Source organism: Caulobacter sp. 1776 (assembly GCF_040545685.1).
Lineage (GTDB): Bacteria > Pseudomonadota > Alphaproteobacteria > Caulobacterales > Caulobacteraceae > Caulobacter.
Genome location: NZ_JBEPMI010000001.1, coordinates 798,610 through 818,701, shown reverse-complemented (window position 1 = coordinate 818,701; position 20,092 = coordinate 798,610). Strand labels below are relative to the sequence as shown.

Genomic DNA, 20,092 nt, shown 5'->3' with positions numbered 1-20,092 from the left:
AGCGGGAGGGGGCCATCGTCGGATTTAGTACGTCTCGTTGTAGCGCTTGATCGCCGTGCGGATGATGTCGGCGGTCTCGTCCGGATCGGCCCAGCCCGAGATCTTGGTCGACTTGCCCTTTTCCAGATCCTTGTAGTGCTGGAAGAAGTGGGCGATCTGCTCGGTCAGGATGGTCGGCAGGTCGCGCCAGCTGGTCACGCCCGTATAGAACGGGTGCAGCTTGTCGACCGGCACGGCCAGGATCTTTTCGTCCGAGCCGGCCTCGTCGACCATCATCAGGGTGCCGATCGGGCGGCAGCGGATGATCGCGCCCGGCACGACCGGGGTCGGGCCGACCACCATGATGTCGGCGGGGTCGCCGTCGTCGGCCAGGGTGTGCGGGATGAAGCCGTAGTTGGCCGGGTAGAACATCGCCGTGTGCAGAAAGCGATCGACCATCAGGGCGCCGCTTTCCTTGTCGATCTCGTACTTCACCGGCTCGCCGCCCTGCGGGATCTCGATGATGGCGTTCAGATCGTAGGGCGGGTTCACCCCGGTCGGGATCTTGGAGAGGTCCATTGTGACTCTTCGTCTTATGAGGTCCGCGGGGAGGCGGCCTGCGCGGACGGGCTTATAGGCGATTATTGCTGCGGTGCGGAAGTCGGAGTCGGGAGATTTCCCGCCGGAGAGTCGACAGCGCCCGTCAGTTCGCCTATAAAGCGTCCCACATCGTCCGTTAGCGCTAGATAGCGCTTTCGAGCGGCGGCCCGAAAGGCTGCCGCTTTTTCTTTGGTCGCTCGGCGGGTTCGCCCGGCGGCCGTGTTCGAGTTGAGAAACTGCTTTGCGCGGCAAGACGCAAGAAGACCGTGACCTGATCGAGATGCTCGATCCCGTGGCCGAGACCGTCGGCTACGAAATCGTCCGCCTGCGCTTGATGGGCGGCGCTGAGCAGCGTCGCCTGCAGATCATGGCCGAGCGTCCGCTGCAGGAAGACGGCAGCGGCGGCGACATGAACGTCGAGGACTGCGCCCGCCTGTCGCGCGCCGTGTCCGAGATTCTGGACGCCGCCGACCCGATCACCGGCGAATACACCCTGGAAGTCTCCAGCCCCGGCATCGACCGGCCGCTGACCCGCCTGAAGGACTTCGAGGACTATGCCGGCCTGGAGGCCCGCATCGAACTGGATCGCGTGGCCGAGGGCCGCAAGCGCTTCAAGGGCGAGCTGGCCGGCGTCGAGGATGACCAGGTGGGTTTGAACATCGAGGGGGAGGACGACGTTACCGTCTACTTCCCGTTCGCCTGGATCATCGACGCCAAGCTCGTCATGACCGACACCCTGATGGAGCGGGGCGCCAAACAGCGCGCCGCCCGCCTAAAATCAGAAGACTACCAATCCGACAACGACGACCTGTCCGAAAGTGAAGAGGACTGACCATGGCCATCGGCATCGCCGCCAACCGGCTCGAACTCCTGCAGATCGCCGACGCGGTCGCCCGTGAAAAGGGCATCGAGAAGGAAGTCGTCATCGAGGCCATCGAGGACGCCCTGCAGAAGGCCGCCCGCGCCCGCTACGGCGCCGAGCACGACATCCGGGTGAAGATCGATCCCCGCACGGGTGAGACCAATCAGAAGCGCGTGATCGAGGTCGTCGCCGACGACACCGAACTCGAGGGCGAGATCGGCAAGGTCCAGCTGTCGATCGCCAAGCGTACCTGGCGCGACGCCGAGATCGGCAAGATCTACGAAGAGGCCCTGCCGCCGTTCGAGATCGGCCGCGTCCAGACCCAGATGGCCCGCCAGGTCGTCATGCATAAGGTCCGCGAGGCCGAGCGCGAGCGTCAGTACGACGAGTACAAGGATCGCGTCGGCGAGATCGTCAACGGCAGCGTCAAGCGCGTCGAATACGGCAACGTCATCGTCGATCTGGGCCGTGGCGAAGGCATCATGCGCCGCGACCAGTCGATTCCGCGCGAGAACTTCAACGTCGGCGACCGCATCCGCGCCTACATCTACGACGTCCGTCGCGAGACCAAGGGCCCGCAGATCATGCTGAGCCGCGCGCACGGCGGCTTCATGGCCAAGCTGTTCGCCCAGGAAGTGCCGGAAGTCTACGACGGCGTCATCGAGATCCGCGCCGTGGCCCGCGACCCGGGTTCGCGCGCCAAGATGGCCGTCATCTCGAACGACAGCTCGATCGACCCCGTCGGCGCCTGCGTCGGCATGCGTGGTTCGCGCGTGCAGGCGGTCGTGGCCGAGCTGCAGGGCGAGAAGATCGACATCATCCAGTGGTCGGAAGACGAGGCCACCTTCATCGTCAACGCCTTGGCGCCCGCGGAAGTCTCCAAGGTCGTCATGGACGAGGAGGACGAGCGCGTCGAAGTGGTGGTGCCGGACGAGCAGCTGTCGCTGGCCATCGGCCGTCGCGGCCAGAACGTCCGCCTCGCCTCGCAGCTGACCGGCTGGCAGATCGACATCATGACCGAAAGCCAGGAGAGCGAGCGCCGTCAGCGCGAGTTCGCCGAGCGCACCACCCTGTTCCAGGAAGCCCTGGACGTCGACGAGGTCATCGCCCAGCTGCTGGTCACCGAAGGCTTCGCCGCGGTGGAAGACGTCGCCTTCGTCGAGCCGCACGAGATCGCCTCGATCGAGGGCTTCGACGACGAGACCGCCGACGAGCTGCAGACCCGGGCCCGCGAATTCCTCGATAAGGAAGCCGCCGCCCTGGACGCCAAGCGCCTGGAACTGGGCGTCGAGGACGACGTCCTGGCCATCGAGGGCGTGACCCTGGCCATGGCCGTGGCCCTGGGCGAAGGCGATGTGAAGACCGTCGAGGACCTCGCCGGCCTGGTGCCCGACGACATGCGCGGCTGGTTCGAGACCAAGAACGGCGAGCGCGTGCGCGAGCCGGGCATCCTGGAAAGCTTCAACCTGTCGCCGGAAGACGCCGAGGCGCTGATCATGCGCGCCCGCGTCGCCATGGGCTGGGTCGAGGCGCCGCCGGAGCCGGAATACGAACCGGAAGCCGAGTACGAAGGCGACGTCGAGGGTGAAACCGCTGACGAAGCCGTCGCCGAGGAAGCCGCCCCGGAAGAAGGCGCTTAAGCGCCTTCCAGCGATGCGTGACGGCCTCGCGGAGCGATCCGCGGGGCCGTTCGTTCGACAAGGCCAGATCAAAGGATCCATGACCGAAGCCGCCGCGCCCAAGACCCACGCCGAGGCCAATCGCCTGCGCAAGGACATCGTCCTGGGCGAGGCGACCGACGAGGCGCGCCTGGTCCGCTTCGTGGCCGGGCCCGACGGCGTGGTCGTTCCGGACGTGGCCCGCAAGCTGCCGGGCCGGGGAATCTGGGTCCGGGCGGACCGGGACTCGGTGACGACCGCCGCCAAGAAGGGCCTGTTCTCGCGCGCGGCCAAGACCAAGCTGACCGCGCCCGCCGACCTCGCCGATCAGGTCGAGGCGCTCCTGGCGCGTCGGGTTCTGGACAGCCTGGGTCTTGCACGGAAGGCCGGGACCATTATCTCCGGATACGAAAAGGTGGTCGCGGCCCTGGGGACGGGCAACGTCGCCTGGCTGATCGAGGCGTCCGACAGCGCCGAAGATGGTCGCCGCAAGATCTTATCCGCCGCCCGCAAGGCCCCCAGATCGCCCCGTTTGCTGGGCGCGTTCAGTTCGGACGAATTGGGTTTGGCCTTGGGCGGGGAGAATGTGATACACACGGCGCTCCTCGCCGGGCGCGGTCTCGATAGCTGGACATTGGATGTCGAGCGTTTATCAGGCTTCCGCCCGCTTTTGCCTCCCGAATGGTCGGCGAACGGACGCGAGGACGGCTAGAGATCTTCCCGCCTTCGGCGGACAAGAAGACCTCTAACTAAGAGGGCGAGCCTGTTAGCCCTGCTCGGTTTGCCGATCAGGACAGGCTCTAGGGCTTTTCGATCTCACTGGACCCGCCGGTGAAATCGAAAAGCTCTAGAATCTTTGAGGGAGTACGGCCGTCCGGGTCGTGCTCGTGAGTGAAGGGTCGGGAAACGCGCCTCCATCCTTGGGGGTACGTCCAGGCCCCTTTCTCACATGGAACGAGCGGTTTTTTTAGCCGGGTACCGCCTGGCGGAAGTACAAGCGAGCGCATGAGCGACGAGAACGAAAACGGCCGACCCGGCGGACGAGCCCCGATCACGCTGAAGCCCCGTCAGGGCTCGGTGAGCGCCGGGGTCGTGAAGCAAAGCTTCAGCCACGGCCGGACCAAGACGGTGGTGGTCGAAACCAAGCGAACGCGGCCGCATGCGCCCGCGACCGGCAATCTTGCCGCGCCGTCCTCGGCCGAGCGTCGCCATGACGCCCCGCCGCCGCGCCCGCAGCAATCGCAAGGCGGCGGTAACGCCGGCAGCGGCGGCTCGGCCGGCGGTCTGTCGCAGGAAGAACTGCGCGCCCGTCAACGCGTCGTCGACGCCGCTCGCGAGAACCAGGCCCGTCAGGCCGCCGACCAGGCGGCCGCCGAGGCGCGGGCTCGCGCCGCTCAGGACGCCGCTCAGCGCGAAGCCGCCGCCAAGGCCGCGGCCGAACGCGCGGCTTCCGCGGCTCCGGCCGCTCCAGTGGCTCCGGTCGCTCAAGCGCCCGCCGCGCCGGTGACGCCGCCCCCGGCGGCTCCGGCCCAGCCGGTGGCCCAGGCCCCGGTCGCGCCGCGCGCCGAGGCTCCGCGCCAAGACGCCCCACGCCCGGCTGGCCCCGGCCAGACCGGCGCCGGCCAGACCCGCACCTACGAGCCCAGCCGCGAGCGCCGCGACGATCGTCCGACCACGACGACCTATCGTCCGGCCCCGCAAGGCGACCGCCCGTTCAACCAACGCTCGCCGCGTCCCGACGCCGGCGCCAACTTCGGCCAGCGCGCCCCGCGTCCGGAAGGCGACCGCCCGCGCGGTCCGCGTCCCGACGGTGATCGTCCCCAGGGCGATCGTCCGCAGGGCGACCGCGGCGGCTATCGCGGCGACCGCCCCCAAGGTGATCGTCCGCAAGGCGACCGCCCGCAGCAGACCGTGCGCTACTCGGCCCTCGCGCCGCGTCCGGCGCCGGGCGGCCCGCGGGGTCCTGGCGGCCCCGGTGGTCCGCGCGGTCCGCGTCCGGGCGTTCCGGCCTCGGCTCCGGCCACGCCGGAAATCCAGCGCGCCACCCGTTCGGCTCCGCGCCCCGGCGGCGCGGTCATGGACCGTCGTCCCGACGAGGACGAGGATCGTCGCAAGAGCGCGGCCCCCAACAAGGCCGTGTCGCGCGCCAAGGGCGCTCCGCAACGCCGCGAAGGCCGTCTGACCATCCAGGCCGTGGCCGGTGACGGTGAGTCCGCCGACCGCATGCGCTCGCTGGCCTCGGTTCGCCGGGCCCGTGAACGCGAAAAGGAAAAGCGCCGCGGCGGCGTGGCCGAACAGGCCCGCGTCGCGCGTGAAGTCGTCATTCCCGACGTCATCACCGTGCAGGAACTGTCCAACCGGATGGCCGTGCGCGGCGTCGACATCATCAAGTTCCTGATGCGTCAGGGCGTGATGCTGAAGATCAACGACGTTATCGACAACGACACCGCCGAGCTGGTGGCCACCGAATTCGGCCACACCGTCCGCCGCGTGTCGGAAGCCGACGTCGAAGAAGGCTTCATTGGCGCCGACGATCACGACGATCACCTGGAGGCGCGTCCCCCGGTCGTCACGATCATGGGTCACGTCGACCACGGCAAGACCAGCCTGCTCGACGCCCTGCGCTCGACCGACGTGGCCGCCGGCGAACACGGCGGCATCACCCAGCACATCGGCGCCTATCAGGTTCGCCTGAAGGACGGCCAGCGCGTGACGTTCCTCGACACGCCCGGCCACGCCGCGTTCTCGTCGATGCGCGCCCGCGGCGCCAACATCACCGACATCGTGGTGCTGGTGGTGGCTGGCGACGACGGCGTGATGCCCCAGACGATCGAGGCGATCAAACACGCCAAGGCCGCCGAGGTGCCGATCATCGTCGCCGTCAACAAGATGGACAAGCCGGGCTCGGACTCGACCCGCGTGGTCAACGAGCTGCTGCAGCACGAGATCGTCGTTGAAAGCCTGGGTGGCGACACCCAGCTGATCGAGGTCTCGGCCAAGGCCCGCACCGGCCTGGACGACCTGCTGGAAGCCATCCTGCTGCAGGCCGAAGTGCTGGACTTGAAGGCCAACCCCGACCGCACCGCCGACGGCGTGGTGATCGAGGCCAAGCTGGACAAGGGTCGCGGCGCCGTCTCGACCGTCCTGGTCAACCGCGGCACGCTGAAGCGCGGCGACATCGTCGTCGCCGGCAGCCAGTTCGGCCGGGTTCGCGCCCTGCTGAACGAGCGCAACGAGCAGCTGACCGAAGCCGGTCCGGCCACCCCGGTCGAGATCCTTGGCCTGGACGGCGTGCCCTCGCCGGGCGACGCGTTCGCCGTGGTCGAGAACGAGGCCCGCGCTCGCGAGCTGACCGAGTACCGCATCCGCCTGAAGCGCGAGAAGTCGCTGGCTCCGATCGGCGCCGGCGCTTCGATGGCCGACATGATGGCCAAGCTGCAGGACAAGAAGCTGAAAGAGCTGCCGCTGGTCATCAAGGCCGACGTGCAGGGCTCGGCCGAAGCGATCATCGGTTCGCTGGACAAGATGGCCACCGACGAGGTCCGCGCGCGGATCATCCTGTCGGGCGCCGGCGCGATCAGCGAGAGCGACGTCATGCTGGCCAAGGGCGCCGGCGCGCCGGTCATCGGCTTCAACGTCCGCGCCTCGGCGCAGGCGCGAGCCCTGGCCGAACGCGAAGGGGTCGAGATCCGCTACTACGCGATCATCTACGACCTGCTGGACGACATCAAAGGCGTGCTCTCGGGCATGCTGGCCCCGATCCAGCGCGAAACCTTCCTCGGCAACGCCGAGGTCCTGCAGGCCTTCGACATCTCGAAGATCGGCAAGGTCGCCGGCTGTAAGGTCACCGAAGGCGTGGTCCGCAAGGGCGCCAAGGTCCGGATCGTCCGTCAGGACATCGTGGTCCTGGAACTGGGCACCCTGGCGACGCTCAAGCGCTTCAAGGACGAGGTCAACGAAGTCCCCGTGGGTCAGGAATGCGGCATGCTGTTCGCCGGCTTCCAGGACATCAAGGTCGGCGACGTGATCGAGTGCTTCACCGTCGAAGAGATCAAGCGCCAGCTCGACTAAAGCTGGTCGCGAGATCGGAAGATCAGAAGGCGCGGACCGCGAGGTCCGCGCCTTTTCTGTTGAGCCACTGTTATCGCCAGACTGGAAATCGCCCCAATCCGGCGCTACGCCTTTCGTATGCGTATCAAAGCCCTCCTCGCCTTGACCGTGATCGCCGGCTCGCTGAGCGCCTGCGCGACCGCCACCCGCCTCGACGCCGCTGGTGACGTGCACGACCTGCTGATCGCCATCCGCGACAATGACCGCGCGGCCTTCGAGGCCCATGTCGACCGCCAGGCCCTCAAATACCAGATCGAGTCGCGGCTGATGGACGAGGCCCGCCAGCGCGGCGGCCAGAGCAACGGCGTCATGGCCCTGGCCGCCCTGGCGGCGGGGCCGCTGGCCGACGTGGCCGGCGAGGCCCTGATCCGTCCCGAAACCTTCCACGCCGCCGCCAGCTATTACGGCTACACCCCCGACCGGCCGATCCCGGGCCGGGTGGCGATCGCCAGCGCCCTGCGTCCCGTCGGCGACGGCCGGGTGTGCGCGGCCAAGAAGGACGGTCCGTGCATGCTGACCTTCACCCAGGAAGGCTCGACCTGGCGCTTGTCGAGCTTCGATCCGCAAGCCGCGAACCTGCACCTGAAGCGATGAGGCGCGCCGTCTGGGGGGGCGCGGCCCTGGCTTTGCTGGCGACGACCGCCGTCTTGAACTTGTTGGCGGCCTCCGCCGCCGAGGCCGAGACACGGATGTTCTCGTACGACCCGATCTCGCCGGACGCCAAGCGTCTGACCGGCGCGGGCGTGACGATCCTGTTCAACCAGGGCCTCTTGGGTCCCGGTCAGCCGATCAAGGTGCTGGCCACCGGCGTGCCGGCCCAGGCGATGCTTAAGAACGGTCGCCAGAAGGACCTCGGTCCCGGCGGCCTGGCGGCCATGGACGGCGTCGATGCCGACGCCTCGCTCTACGAGGTCGACACCAAGGCCGCCCAGGGCAAGATCTATGTCCGGGCCTTCTGTCCCGGCTCCACCCGCCTGTGGCTGTCGTTCAGCACGATCCTGATCCGCCGCGACCTGCGGATCCAGGCGTTCGGCGACGATCCCAAGGCCGCCAAGGACGCTGGCAAGGACTCTGGCGGCAAGGCCCGCCTCTGCGGCACGCTCGACTTCTCGTATCGCGGCGAATGGCGGCTGCCGAAGGGCCGCGCGCCCGATCCGATGTCCGACTGGACGGACAACCCGCAACATCCCGACACCACGAACTGAGATTTTTCGTCGGCCATGTCGCAATGGGCCGGCCTCGCGCGTCCTAGAGATGTAGCCGGCTCGGATGGAGCGGCCGGCGGGAGACGCGCGATGCGGTTCATGGTGCTGTTGAAGGTCGAGGCGGAGCCGGGTCCGGCGCTGACCGAGGCGATGCGATCCTACGATGTCGAGCTGGCGCGGGCCGGCGTGGCCGATCGGGCGAAGCTGACCGCGCGCGGCGCGAGGATGGCCTCCGACACCGCCGCCGACGGGCGGACCCTGGCCGGCTTCTGGGTCTATGACGTCGACTCCCGCGAGGACGCCGCGGCGTGGGTGCGCCGCTGCCCCGCGCCGCGCGACGGCTCGGCCGAGATCGAGATCCGCCTGCTGATCGCGCCGGACGACATCGGCGAACGCCCCCGCCCCCGCGATCGCAGGCCGGTCTGGGAGCGGGCCATGGCCTTCTGACCTGGCCAGGCGCTCGTCGCCGGTCTAGCCTCACCGCCGGGGAACGAGGGGACGAGCATGGCCGACGATCCGCTGGCGGGGTTCGAGCGCTTCGAGTTCGACGACGGGCGCTGGCGCCGCGAGGTCTTCCGCATCGGCGCGGGGCCGGCGGTGATCGTCATCCACGAGGTTCCCGGCCTGCATCCCGGCGTCCTGGCCTTCGCCCGCGACCTGGCCGCGGCCGGGCTGACCGCCTTTTGCCCCAGCCTGTTCGGCAAGCCCGGCAAGACCGTGACCCGGGGCTACGCGATCGGCGAGATCTTCAAGAACATCTGCGTGCGCCGCGAGTTCAGCGTCTGGAAGGACGGTCGCTCCAGCCCTATCGTCGACTGGCTGCGCGCCCTGGCGCGCCAGGTTCACGCCGAGTGCGGCGGCAAGGGCGTCGGCGCGGTCGGCATGTGCTTCACCGGCGGCTTCGCCCTGGCGATGATGACCGAGCCGTCGGTCGTCGCGCCGGTGCTGTCCCAGCCGTCTCTGCCGCTGAACAACGGCAAGGGTCTCGACTGCTCGGCCTCGGAGCTGGCTTGCGCCAAGCGACGGTTCAAGGACGAGGACCTGTCGCTGCTGGCCCTGCGCTTCACGTCCGACAGACTGGTGCCGAACGCCCGCGTCGAACGACTGAGGGCCGAGTTCGGCGACAAGGTCGAGGTGGTCGAACTGACCGACGAGGACGCCGCGCCCGGCATGCCGATGGCCCCGCACTCGGTGCTGACCCTGCACCTGCACCGCTCGGTTCCCGACAGCGGGAGCATGAAGGCGCGGGACAAGGTGATCGCGTTCTTCCAGGCGAGGGTAGGGGCGTAGTGCTGGACTTTCCGTCCTTGCGGGCCTAGACACCCCGCCTTCCGATTTTCCCCGCGCACCGGCGTTCGATCCGCCGGCCGGGCCGCAAGGATTCCGCGCCATGAAGCGCCACTCTGACAACAAGAAGGGCGCCCCGACGGGCCCCTCGCAACGCCAGCTCCGCGCCGGCGAACTGATCCGCCATGCCCTGGTCGAGATCCTCCGCGAGGAGGAACTGGCTGACGAGGCGTTGCAGAACATCTCGGTCACGGTCTCCGAAGTGCGGATGAGCCCCGACCTGAAGCACGCCGTCTGCTTCGTCGAGCCGCTGGGCGCGGGCCTGACCGGCCAGGACACCACCGAGGTGATCAAGGGCCTGAATCGGGTCGCCAAGTTCCTGCGCGGGCGCCTGGGGCGCTCGATCGACATGAAGTTCACGCCGGACCTGAAGTTCATCCACGACGAGAGCTTCGGGACCGCGGCCTATATGGACCAGCTGTTCCAGGACCCGCGCGTCCAGCAGGACACCCGTCGCCTCTCCGACGTGATCGGCGACGAGGACTAGGGCATGGCGCGCCGTAAGAAGGGCGACGCCGTCTCGGGCTGGCTGTGCCTGGACAAGCCCTACGACCTGACCTCGACCACGGCCGTCGGCCGCGTGCGCCGCGCGTTCAACGCCCAGAAGGGCGGCCACGCCGGCACGCTGGACCCGCTGGCCACCGGCATCCTGCCGATCGCCCTGGGCGAGGCGACCAAGACCGTCCCGTTCCTGATGGACGCCGACAAGGCCTATCGCTTCACGATCGCCTGGGGGCGCGACACCACGACGCTGGACCGCGAAGGCGAGACGACCGCCACCTCGGACGCGCGCCCGACCCGCGAAGAGGTCGAGGCCCTGCTGTCCGGCTTCATCGGCGAGGTCGACCAGGTCCCACCGAACTTCTCGGCCATCAAGGTCGACGGCGAGCGCGCCTACGACCTGGCCCGCGATGGAGTGGAATTCGAGCTGCCGACCCGCAAGGTCAGCATCCACGCCCTGCGCGTGATCGAGGCGGCCAACGCCGACCACGTGACGCTGGAGATGGAGTGCGGCAAGGGAACCTATGTCCGGGCCGTGGTCCGCGACCTGGCCAAGGCTCTGGGAACCTGCGGCCACGTCGCCGAGCTGCGCCGGACGCGGGTGGGCGGGTTTACCGAAGCGACCGCGATATCGCTGGAAACTCTCGAGAATTTGAGCTATGAGGCCCGGCTGTCGGAGGCATTGCTTCCGGTCGAGACCGCGCTGGACGACATCCCGGCGGTGGCCGTGACCGACGAAGACGCCTTTCGACTTGCACAGGGACGCGCCATCGTCCTGCTCCCAAGGCAGGTGGAAACGCTGAAAGCCGAGCTCACGCCCGGCGATCGCACCGTTTCCGCCATGTCGGGGGATCGGCTGGTGGCCCTGTGCGAGATGCGCGCCGGGAAGCTCAATCCGGTGCGGGTCTTCCAACTCACCTGAGCGGAGACAACCCGATGTCGATCACCATCGAGCGCAAGAGCGCGCTCATCGCCGAACACGCCCGTACGCAAGGCGACACCGGCAGCGCTGAAGTCCAGGTCGCGATCCTCTCGGAGCGCATCTCGAACCTGACCGAGCACTTCAAGACGCACAAGAAGGACAACCACAGCCGTCGTGGCCTGCTGAAGCTGGTTTCCCAGCGTCGCCGGCTTCTCGACCACCTGAAGAAGTCCGACGCCGCGCGTTATCAGGCCCTGATCGAAAAGCTGGGTCTGCGTCGCTAAGCGCCAAGGTCCGCCGCCCCGCTCACGCAGGGCGGCGGATCGCGTATCTGGAACCAGGCGTCCCGAGACAGGCCGGGCGTCGCGAAGGTTCAAAAGCGGTTCGACGCTCTCCCCCGGGAGACGTGGCTTTTTCGAAAGACTTGGCCAGAACCGTTCGTCCGTCCGAGGGTTCACGTCCTCAAACCCGCCTGTCGAACTGGATGAGGATTATCGGGCCGGCTCCAAATAGCTCTTCAAGCTAGGCCGTCCGCCCCTGTCCGCCCCGACGGGAATCCGCCCGCGGGAACCGAAAGAAACGAAATGTTCGATATCAAGCGCAAGACGATCGAGTGGGGCGGCAAGACGCTGGTCCTCGAAACCGGTCGCATCGCCCGTCAAGCCGACGGCGCGGTCCTGGCCACCATGGGCGAAACCGTCGTCCTGGCCACCGCCGTGTTCGCCAAGACCCAGAAGCCGGGCCAAGACTTCTTCCCGCTGACGGTCAACTATCAGGAAAAGACCTTCGCCGCCGGCAAGATCCCGGGCGGCTTCTTCAAGCGTGAAGGTCGTCCGTCGGAGAAGGAGACCCTGGTCTCCCGCCTGATCGACCGTCCGATCCGCCCGCTGTTCGTCAAGGGCTTCAAGAACGAAGTCCAGGTCGTCGTCACCGTGCTGCAGCACGACCTCGAGAACGATCCCGACATCCTGGGCATGGTGGCCGCCTCGGCCGCCCTGGTCCTGTCGGGCGCCCCGTTCATGGGCCCGATCGGCGCCGCGCGCGTGGGCTGGATCAATGACCAGTACGTGCTGAACCCGACGCTCGACGAGCTGAAGGAAAGCAAGATGGACCTGGTCGTGGCCGGCACCGCCGACGCCGTGATGATGGTCGAAAGCGAAATCCAGGAGCTCTCGGAAGAGATCGTGCTGGGCGGCGTCAACTTCGCCCACAAGGAAATGCAGACGGTGATCGACGCGATCATCGACCTGGCCGAGCACGCCGCCAAGGAGCCCTTCGCGTTCGAGCCGGAAGACACCGACGCGATCAAGGCCGAGATGAAGGCCATCGTCGGCGCGGACATCGCCGCCGGCTACAAGATCACCAAGAAGCAGGACCGCTACGAGGCGATCGGTAACGCCAAGAAGAAGGCCATCGAGGCGCTCGGCAAGTCGGACACCAATCCGGCCGGCTACGACCCGCTGAAGCTGGCCGCCATCTTCAAGGAACTGGAAGCCGACGTCGTGCGTCGCGGCATCCTCGACACCGGCCTGCGCATCGACGGCCGCGACGTCCGCACCGTACGTCCGATCCTGGGCGAAGTCGGCATCCTGCCGCGCACCCACGGTTCGGCCCTGTTCACCCGCGGCGAGACCCAGGCCATCGTGGTCGCCACCTTGGGCACCGGCGACGACGAGCAGTTCATCGACGCCCTGGAAGGCACCTACAAGGAATCCTTCCTGCTGCACTACAACTTCCCCCCCTACAGCGTCGGCGAGACCGGCCGTATGGGCAGCCCGGGCCGCCGCGAAATCGGCCACGGCAAGCTGGCCTGGCGCGCCCTGCGCCCGATGCTGCCGAGCAAGGAAGACTTCCCCTATACGATCCGCCTGGTCTCGGAGATCACCGAGTCGAACGGCTCGTCCTCGATGGCCACGGTCTGCGGTTCGTCGCTGGCCATGATGGACGCCGGCGTGCCGCTGATCCGTCCGGTCTCGGGCATCGCCATGGGCCTGATCCTGGAAAAGGACGGCTTCGCGGTTCTGTCGGACATCCTGGGTGACGAAGATCACCTGGGCGACATGGACTTCAAGGTGGCCGGCACCAGCGAAGGCCTGACCTCGCTGCAGATGGACATCAAGATCGCCGGCATCACCCCGGAGATCATGAAGCAGGCCCTGGCCCAGGCTCACGAAGGTCGCGCCCACATCCTGGGCGAGATGAACAAGGCCATGGACGCCCCGCGCGAAGACGTCGGCGACTACGCCCCGAAGATCGAGACCATCACCATCCCGACCGACAAGATCCGTGAAGTGATCGGCTCGGGCGGCAAGGTGATCCGCGAGATCGTCGCCACCACCGGCGCCAAGGTCGACATCAACGACGAAGGCACCGTGAAGGTCTCGGCCTCGGACGGCGCCAAGATCAAGGCCGCGATCGACTGGATCAAGTCGATCACCGACGAAGCCGAAGTGGGCAAGATCTACGACGGCAAGGTCGTGAAGGTCGTCGATTTCGGCGCCTTCGTGAACTTCTTCGGCGCCAAGGACGGCCTCGTCCACGTCAGCCAGATCAGCAACGAACGCGTCGCCAAGCCGTCGGACGTGCTGAAGGAAGGCCAGATCGTCAAGGTGAAGCTCCTGGGCTTCGACGACCGCGGCAAGACCAAGCTGTCGATGAAGGTCGTCGATCAGGAGACCGGCGAAGACCTGTCCAAGAAGACCGAAATCGCTCCAGAAGACGCCGTCACCACCTGAGTGACCGTCTCACCGAGGTGAGAGACCAGCGAGCGGGCGGTTCCGAAAGGAGCCGCCCGTTTTGCGTATTGGAGGTGGCCACCGGAATCCTCTCCTTTAGGGAGAGGGAGGGGCCCGCCGCGAAGCGGTGGGAGGGTGAGGGGTTACGGAGTTTGACGGCGTGCCGGCGCTCCGTCCGACGCCGTAACCCCTTACCCCAACCCTCTCCCTATGGGAGAGGGAGCATGAAAGTACGGGGATTGAGCGGCCTCTATCCCCGGCGTTCGCAAGATCGAAGCGAACGAAATCAACGACTTCTCACTTTTACGCGCGTCTGAATGATCCGCGTTCAGAACCGCTGCACAATCAAAGCTGTCCCCGTCGCAAGGGGAGGGCGCTTGGATCCGGCCCAAAGCGGCGGCGGGGATAGGTTGAGCGGGGCCGCGTGGGCGCCGCCTCGGTTCGGGTGGTGGTCTGTTCGTGGATAGATCCGGGACCACACGAAGGCCGAGGGGTTGGCCGAGCGCGGAGCGACAGGGCGGTGATCGTACAAGCCGCCTATCGTGGATCGTCGGGGTCGAGACGGATGTAGCCGATCGACTGGGTCCACGCCCGTCCGGGGGTAACGGAGGCCCGAGCAGACAACGCTCACGCCCGCCGTCCTCACGGCAGAGAACAGCCTGGCGGAGCGGTCGTCCGAGCCGAAACGTAAAATCAAACTCACGGTCTCCGGGTTCGCCCGGCCGCTCCGTCGCCTCCCCACACCTTCAGCGGTCAGGCCGCGTGAAGCGGAGACGCCGTGCGCATCAACCGATGTCTCAATCTGGAAACAATGAGTTTCGATAGTTTCGATTTTCACGACAATCCGCCGCGTCCATTCTCTCTTCATCGGAGCAACGGGACGGGCCAGGCGGCCACCCAGCAGAGGGATAACGGACATGAGCAGCGGCTTCTTCACCACCGACGACGGCACAAGGATCTTCTTCAAGGACTGGGGTCCCAAGACCGCCCAGCCGATCGTCTTCCACCATGGCTGGCCCCTGTCGTCGGACGACTGGGACGCCCAGATGATGTTCTTCCTGGCCAAGGGCTATCGCGTCATCGCCCATGACCGCCGAGGCCACGGCCGGTCGGACCAGACCGACACCGGCAACGAGATGGACACCTACGCCGCCGACGTGATCGCGCTGGCCCGCCACCTCGACCTGAAGAACGCCGTCCATATCGGCCACTCGACCGGCGGCGGCGAGGTCGCCCACTACGTGGCCCGGGCCGAGCCCGGCCGCGTCGCCAAGGCGGTGCTGGTCGGCGCGGTGACGCCGATCATGCTGAAGACCGAGGCCAATCCGGGCGGCCTGCCGCGGGAGGTGTTCGACGGCTTCCGCCAGGGCACGGCCTTCAACCGCGCCCAATTCTTCCGCGACGTCGCCGCCGGTCCGTTCTACGGCTTCAACCGGCCGGGCGCGAAGGTCTCCGAAGGCGTCGTCGACAACTGGTGGCGCCAGGGCATGATGGCCGGCGTCAAGGCGCTGTACGACTGCGTGGCGGCCTTCTCGGAAACCGACTTCACCCAGGATCTGAAGGCCATCGACGTGCCGGTCCTGGTGCTGCACGGCGAGGACGATCAGGTCGTGCCGATCGACGCCTCGGCCCGCCAGGCGATCAAGCTGCTGAAGACCGGCACGCTGATCACCTATCCGGGCTTCCCGCACGGCATGGCCACCACCGAGGCCGAGACCATCAATCGCGACCTGCTGGCCTTCATCGAGGGCTAGGGTTCAAACCGCCAAGTGTCCCGTCATCCCGCGCTTCATGCGCGGGACCCAGGGTTCAGCTTTCACGTGAGAGCGAACTCTCGCTCCGCACCTGCGGCGGACAAATGGGTCCCGCGAACAAGTCGCGGGATGACGGTGATTTCTGAGGGCGTGAAACCCTCACCCCTTCGGCGTCACCTTGACCACCGCGCTGTCCGGCGCGCCATTGCCGCCGCGACAGGCGGCCGGCTTGAACTTCAGGTCCATGCAGACCCAGACCTCGGTCAGACGGCCGTCCTTGACGCGGACATTGAGGCCCTCGGCGGTCAGGTCGCGGTTGCGCTTCAGGAAGGCGTGGCGGATCTGGCCGGCGGTCAGGGTCTCGTCGGGGCCAGGCTTGAGGTCGGGAATGTTCAGGCCTTTGCGCACGTCGCGGGCCTTCTTGAAATAGGCCTCGGGCGTCTCCCACTGGCACGTGCCGTGCGCCTGCCATTCGTGCTGCAGCAGCCAGGGCGAGGGGGTCATGCAGAGATTGGCCTTCACGGTCGCCGGATTGATCGGCGGGCTCGGCCTGCAGTAGCGCGGATGCACCCGGTCCGGGCCGTTGGGCCACAGGCCGTGCACGGTGAAGCCGAAGCGGTTGTTCCGGCACTGGATGATCTTGTCCGACTCCGGGATGCCGGCGCGGCAGGCCTCGGGCGACCAGAAGAGGGCCAGCAGATAGGCGGCGGTCGGGACATCGGTATGGATCTCGCCCGCCGGCGGGATCTCGGCCGGGGCCGGCGTCACGGTCGGCGGGACCGCGCAGGACTTCAGACTGGAGGCCTGGGCCCCGCTCGCGACGATGAGGATGGCGAGTGCGGCGGCGAGGGCGGTCTTCATGGCGCGGATAGGGACCCGCGCCGCCCTCGCCGTCAAGCGGGCCTAGAGCCTGTCCGTTTCTGATGGAATCATCAGAAACGGATAAACAGGCTCTATCTAAACATTTAGAGCGTGGCTGCGCCGAAACCGCTCACACTTTCGGCTGCCACGCTCTAGCGGCGGGCCTCGGTGGCCATCCGCACCGCCAGGCCGCCCAGTACGGTGGCCATCAGCCAGCGCTGGATCAGCGCGAAGCTGGGACGGGTCGACAGGAACGCGGCGATCGTGCCGGCGGTGAAGCAGATCGTCCCGTTGACGATCATGCTGACGCTGATCTGCGACAGGCCCAACGCCAGCGACTGGGTGAGCACTCCGCCGTGCTCGGGCTTGATGAACTGCGGCAGCAGCGACAGGTACAGCATCGCCGCCTTGGGGTTCAGGATGTTGGTCACGAAACCCATGCTGATCAGCTTGGCCGGGCTGTCCTTGGGCAGGTCGCGGACCTGGAACGGCGAGGCGCCGCCGGGCTTGATCGCCTGCCAGGCCAGCCAGCCCAGATACAGCGCGCCGCCGAAGCGCAGGACGTCATAGGCTATGGGCGCGGCCATCAGCAGGGCCGTGATGCCCAGCGAGGCGCAGACCAGATAGACGACGAAGCCCGCCGCCGTGCCGATCAGCGACACGATCCCGGCCCAGCGGCCTTGCGAAATCGAGCGGCTGACGACGTACAGCATGTTCGGCCCGGGGGTCAGGGCCATGCCCAGGCAGACGAGCGTGAAGGCGATCCAGGTCTTGGCTTCGGGCATGGGCGCGGCTCCGTATCGAGGTTGGGCGCCCAGGCGAACGGCTCACGAAGGCCCGCGCTTCCCGAGGGTCTTTTCCCTCTGAACGCCAGTCGCGCGAACACCGAAGCTCTAGCACCGTTCGGCCAGATGGGGGGCGGCGATGGCGCTCGGGAGAGGGAGATGGCGCCGCATCGCCGGCAAGCGTCACTTTTCCGCCACGCTACCCGCAATTGCGAGCGATTATCATTGCGACTGCTTTGCAAGATCGCTAAGAACGCTTCGCAATTTCAAGAGCGACGCCCTCGACGGCGCGCCCCGGGGACTGAACCAACATGCGTAACCCGAACTCAGCCGGCCCCAATGTCGCCGGCGTCATCAGCCGCCCGCGCCGCGCCCTGAGCGCCGCCGCCGTCGCCGGCCTCGCCGGCCTGAGCCTGGCCCATGTCGCCGCCGCCGCTGAAGTCGCCACCGCCGCGCCGGTCGCCACCGCCCCGGCCGCCGACAGCACCGAGGTCTCGACTGTCAAGATCGACGCCAAACGCGTGGCCGACCCGTCGTCGAGCAAGTTCACCGCCCCGCTGGTCGACACGCCCAAGTCGGTGACGGTCATCACCTCCAAGATCATCGAGCAGACCGCCGCCACCTCGCTGACGGACATCCTGCGCACCTCGCCGGGCATCACCTTCGGCGCCGGCGAAGGCGGCCAACCGCTGGCCGACCGTCCGTTCATCCGTGGCTCCAGCTCGGCCAACAACATCTTCGTCGACGGCGTCCGCGACAGTGGCGGCCAGACACGCGAGATCTTCAACCTCGAACAGGTCGAGGTCGTCAAAGGCCCCGACAGCGCCTACAGCGGCCGCGGCTCGGGCGGCGGCAGCATCAACCTGTCGTCCAAGACGCCCAAGGCCGAGAGCTTCGCCCGGGGCGCGGTCGGCGTCGGAACCGACGAATATGTCCGCGCCACCGCCGACCTGAACTACGCCTTCAACGACAATGTCGCGGTGCGCCTGAACGTGCTGGGGACCCAAGGCAATACCCCGGGCCGCAGGGCCGTCGACTTCAGCCGCTGGGGCGTGGCCCCGTCGCTGGCCGTCGGCCTGAACGGCGACACCCAGCTGACGATCAGCTACTACCACCTCGACACCGACCAGACGCCCGACTACGGCATCCCGCTGGTCACCAAGACGACCGAGCCGCGCACCGCCTCGGGCATCCTGGCCGTCGATCGCCGCAGCTTCTACGGCGTCGAGGCGCGCGACTTCCAGAAGACGAAGTCCGACATCGCCACCTTCGCCATCGATCACAAGATCAATGACGACCTGAATATCCGCCAAGTGGTCCGCTATTCGAAGTCGCTGAACGACTACATCGTCACCAATCCGGGCGACGGCGGCGCGGCCCAGTTCGTTCAAGGCCAATGGTGGATGAAGCGTGGAACCAAGACCCGCTGGAATCCGGCCGAGACGGTGGCCGCGGTCACCGACCTGCACGGCAAGACGATGTTCGGCGGCCTGGAGCACAGCTTCGACGTCGGGCTCGAACTGAGCCGCGAGGAAAACCTCAACGCCGCCTATTCGACCTTCACGACCTCGGGCGCGGCCTGCCCGACCGGCTTCACGATCGCGGCGAACACCCTGACCAGCCTGGGCGCGGGCGATTGCACCCTGGTCTATCATCCGAACGACAAGGACAGCTGGAGCGGCGTAATCAATCGCGGGCCGGCCACGCGCACCCTGGCCAAGACCGCCGCGGTGTATGGCTTCGACACCATCAAGTTCGGCGAGCGGTGGCTGCTGAACCTGGGCGTGCGTCACGACAGCTACAAGAGCTCGGGCGTCGACGTCGCGACCACCCAGGCCAACGGCGTCTTCACGTCGGTCACCTACACGCCGCGCCACGGTTCGTGGGACTTCACCAATTACCAGGTTGGCTTGGTCTTCAAGCCGACGACCAGCTCCAGCCTCTACGCCTCGTACGGCACCTCCTCGACCCCGCCGGGCATCGCGGCCGGCGACCAGAACAGCAACGTCTCGACGGGTACGGGCAACCTGGCCACCGTGCAGCTGGAGCCGGAAGACAGCGAAAGCATCGAGCTGGGCGCCAAGGCCAACGTCTTCCACGACACGCTGGCCCTGTCGGCGGCCGCCTTCAAGACGACCCGCAAGAACGCTCAGATTCAGATCGACGCCAACACCTACGCCCAGGTCGGGGAGGTCGAGGTCAAGGGCTTCGAGCTCGGCTTCTCGGGCAATGTCACGCCCAAGTGGCAGGTGTTCGGCGGCTATACCTATATGGACAGCGAACTGGTCCGCGGCGCCTATACCAGCGTCAACCAGGGCGACCCGCTGGCCAACACGCCCAAGCACAGCTTCTCGACCTTCACCACGTATAAGGTGACCCGCAAGATCGCCCTGGGCGGCGGCGCCTATTACGTGTCGAGGAGCTTCGGCGGCAATCAGGGTGGGGCCGGCGGCGGAGCCAACAAGATCTACGCCCCGTCCTATACGCGCTACGACGCCTTCGCCTCGTGGGCCGTCAGCGACAAGGTCGACCTGCAGCTGAACGTCCAGAACCTGACGGACGAACGTTACATCGCCCGCACCAACGGCGTGCACCACGCCGATCCGGCGCCGGGCCGCCAGGCGATCCTGACCGTTAACGTGAAGTACTGATCCTCCCCTCCCGGTGCTTCACGCGCCCCGCTCGACAACGGCGTCGAGCGGGGCGCTTTATTTTTCCGGCTGATGCGGATCAAAGAGAAAGACCGGCGCGACGGCTAAGCCTCGGCGACGAC

17 protein-coding genes, 1 pseudogene and 1 riboswitch are annotated in these 20,092 nt (G+C 67.3%); of the genes and pseudogenes, 14 read left to right on the top strand and 4 right to left on the bottom strand.

Features of this window, described 5'->3' with window-relative positions:
• Window positions 1–24 precede the first annotated feature (24 nt).
• Complete coding sequence (ppa, locus tag ABIC66_RS03760; RefSeq protein ID WP_047413770.1) at window positions 25–558, bottom strand: inorganic diphosphatase; 534 nt, start codon at window positions 556–558, stop codon at window positions 25–27.
• Window positions 559–820: 262 nt separating this feature from the next.
• Between ppa and rimP the strand changes: the two genes are divergently transcribed.
• The 12 genes from rimP (at window position 821) to pnp (ending at window position 13,919) form a co-directional block, all read left to right on the top strand.
• Entirely contained in the window at window positions 821–1,411 is a 591-nt protein-coding gene (gene rimP / locus ABIC66_RS03755; RefSeq protein ID WP_354068042.1) for a ribosome maturation factor RimP, read from the top strand.
• Window positions 1,412–1,413: 2 nt separating this feature from the next.
• On the top strand, window positions 1,414–3,081 hold the full coding sequence (gene nusA, locus ABIC66_RS03750; protein ID WP_354068041.1) for a transcription termination factor NusA: 1,668 nt from the start codon (window positions 1,414–1,416) through the stop codon (window positions 3,079–3,081).
• Between the two features lie 79 nt (window positions 3,082–3,160).
• On the top strand, window positions 3,161–3,811 hold the full coding sequence (locus ABIC66_RS03745) for an RNA-binding protein (RefSeq protein ID WP_354068040.1): 651 nt from the start codon (window positions 3,161–3,163) through the stop codon (window positions 3,809–3,811).
• A gap of 293 nt (window positions 3,812–4,104) precedes the next feature.
• Complete coding sequence (gene infB / locus ABIC66_RS03740) at window positions 4,105–7,170, top strand: translation initiation factor IF-2 (RefSeq protein ID WP_354068039.1); 3,066 nt, start codon at window positions 4,105–4,107, stop codon at window positions 7,168–7,170.
• A gap of 117 nt (window positions 7,171–7,287) precedes the next feature.
• A complete protein-coding gene (locus ABIC66_RS03735) occupies window positions 7,288–7,803 on the top strand; it encodes a DUF2939 domain-containing protein (RefSeq protein ID WP_354068038.1) in 516 nt (171 codons plus the stop codon).
• A complete protein-coding gene (locus ABIC66_RS03730) occupies window positions 7,800–8,414 on the top strand; it encodes a hypothetical protein (protein WP_354068037.1) in 615 nt (204 codons plus the stop codon). The genes ABIC66_RS03735 and ABIC66_RS03730 overlap by 4 nt, the downstream gene beginning before the upstream one ends.
• Window positions 8,415–8,504: 90 nt before the next feature.
• Window positions 8,505–8,861: a YciI family protein gene (locus tag ABIC66_RS03725; protein ID WP_354068036.1), complete on the top strand. Its 357-nt coding sequence runs from the start codon at window positions 8,505–8,507 to the stop codon at window positions 8,859–8,861.
• A gap of 57 nt (window positions 8,862–8,918) precedes the next feature.
• The gene (locus tag ABIC66_RS03720) at window positions 8,919–9,704 is read left to right on the top strand and encodes a dienelactone hydrolase family protein (protein WP_354068035.1); all 786 of its coding nucleotides are present in this window, start codon (window positions 8,919–8,921) and stop codon (window positions 9,702–9,704) included.
• A gap of 100 nt (window positions 9,705–9,804) precedes the next feature.
• Window positions 9,805–10,248 (top strand): 30S ribosome-binding factor RbfA, encoded by a 444-nt coding sequence (gene rbfA, locus ABIC66_RS03715; RefSeq protein WP_354068034.1) that lies wholly within the window; start codon window positions 9,805–9,807, stop codon window positions 10,246–10,248.
• 3 nt (window positions 10,249–10,251) lie between these two features.
• On the top strand, window positions 10,252–11,184 hold the full coding sequence (gene truB / locus ABIC66_RS03710; protein ID WP_354068033.1) for a tRNA pseudouridine(55) synthase TruB: 933 nt from the start codon (window positions 10,252–10,254) through the stop codon (window positions 11,182–11,184).
• Between the two features lie 14 nt (window positions 11,185–11,198).
• The gene (rpsO, locus tag ABIC66_RS03705; RefSeq protein WP_354068032.1) at window positions 11,199–11,468 is read left to right on the top strand and encodes a 30S ribosomal protein S15; all 270 of its coding nucleotides are present in this window, start codon (window positions 11,199–11,201) and stop codon (window positions 11,466–11,468) included.
• A 300-nt stretch (window positions 11,469–11,768) separates the two neighbouring features.
• A complete protein-coding gene (gene pnp / locus ABIC66_RS03700; protein WP_354068031.1) occupies window positions 11,769–13,919 on the top strand; it encodes a polyribonucleotide nucleotidyltransferase in 2,151 nt (716 codons plus the stop codon).
• 99 nt (window positions 13,920–14,018) lie between these two features.
• Here the strand turns inward: pnp and ABIC66_RS03695 are convergent.
• A pseudogene (locus tag ABIC66_RS03695) lies at window positions 14,019–14,159 on the bottom strand (hypothetical protein); the annotation flags it as partial.
• Between the two features lie 677 nt (window positions 14,160–14,836).
• Here ABIC66_RS03695 and ABIC66_RS03690 point away from each other — a divergent pair.
• The gene (locus ABIC66_RS03690; RefSeq protein WP_354068030.1) at window positions 14,837–15,673 is read left to right on the top strand and encodes an alpha/beta fold hydrolase; all 837 of its coding nucleotides are present in this window, start codon (window positions 14,837–14,839) and stop codon (window positions 15,671–15,673) included.
• 159 nt (window positions 15,674–15,832) lie between these two features.
• Here the strand turns inward: ABIC66_RS03690 and ABIC66_RS03685 are convergent, their stop codons facing one another.
• Window positions 15,833–16,534 carry a ribonuclease T2 gene (locus tag ABIC66_RS03685; RefSeq protein WP_354068029.1) on the bottom strand — a complete coding sequence of 234 codons (702 nt, stop codon included), beginning with the start codon at window positions 16,532–16,534 and terminating at the stop codon, window positions 15,833–15,835.
• A gap of 152 nt (window positions 16,535–16,686) precedes the next feature.
• The gene (locus ABIC66_RS03680; RefSeq protein WP_354068028.1) at window positions 16,687–17,319 is read right to left on the bottom strand and encodes a LysE family translocator; all 633 of its coding nucleotides are present in this window, start codon (window positions 17,317–17,319) and stop codon (window positions 16,687–16,689) included.
• A 20-nt stretch (window positions 17,320–17,339) separates the two neighbouring features.
• Window positions 17,340–17,422, bottom strand: a riboswitch (ZMP/ZTP riboswitch).
• Between the two features lie 208 nt (window positions 17,423–17,630).
• On the opposite strand from ABIC66_RS03680, the gene ABIC66_RS03675 reads away from it, so the two are divergent.
• The gene (locus ABIC66_RS03675) at window positions 17,631–19,970 is read left to right on the top strand and encodes a TonB-dependent receptor (protein ID WP_354068027.1); all 2,340 of its coding nucleotides are present in this window, start codon (window positions 17,631–17,633) and stop codon (window positions 19,968–19,970) included.
• The last annotated feature ends 122 nt before the right edge of the window (window positions 19,971–20,092 follow it).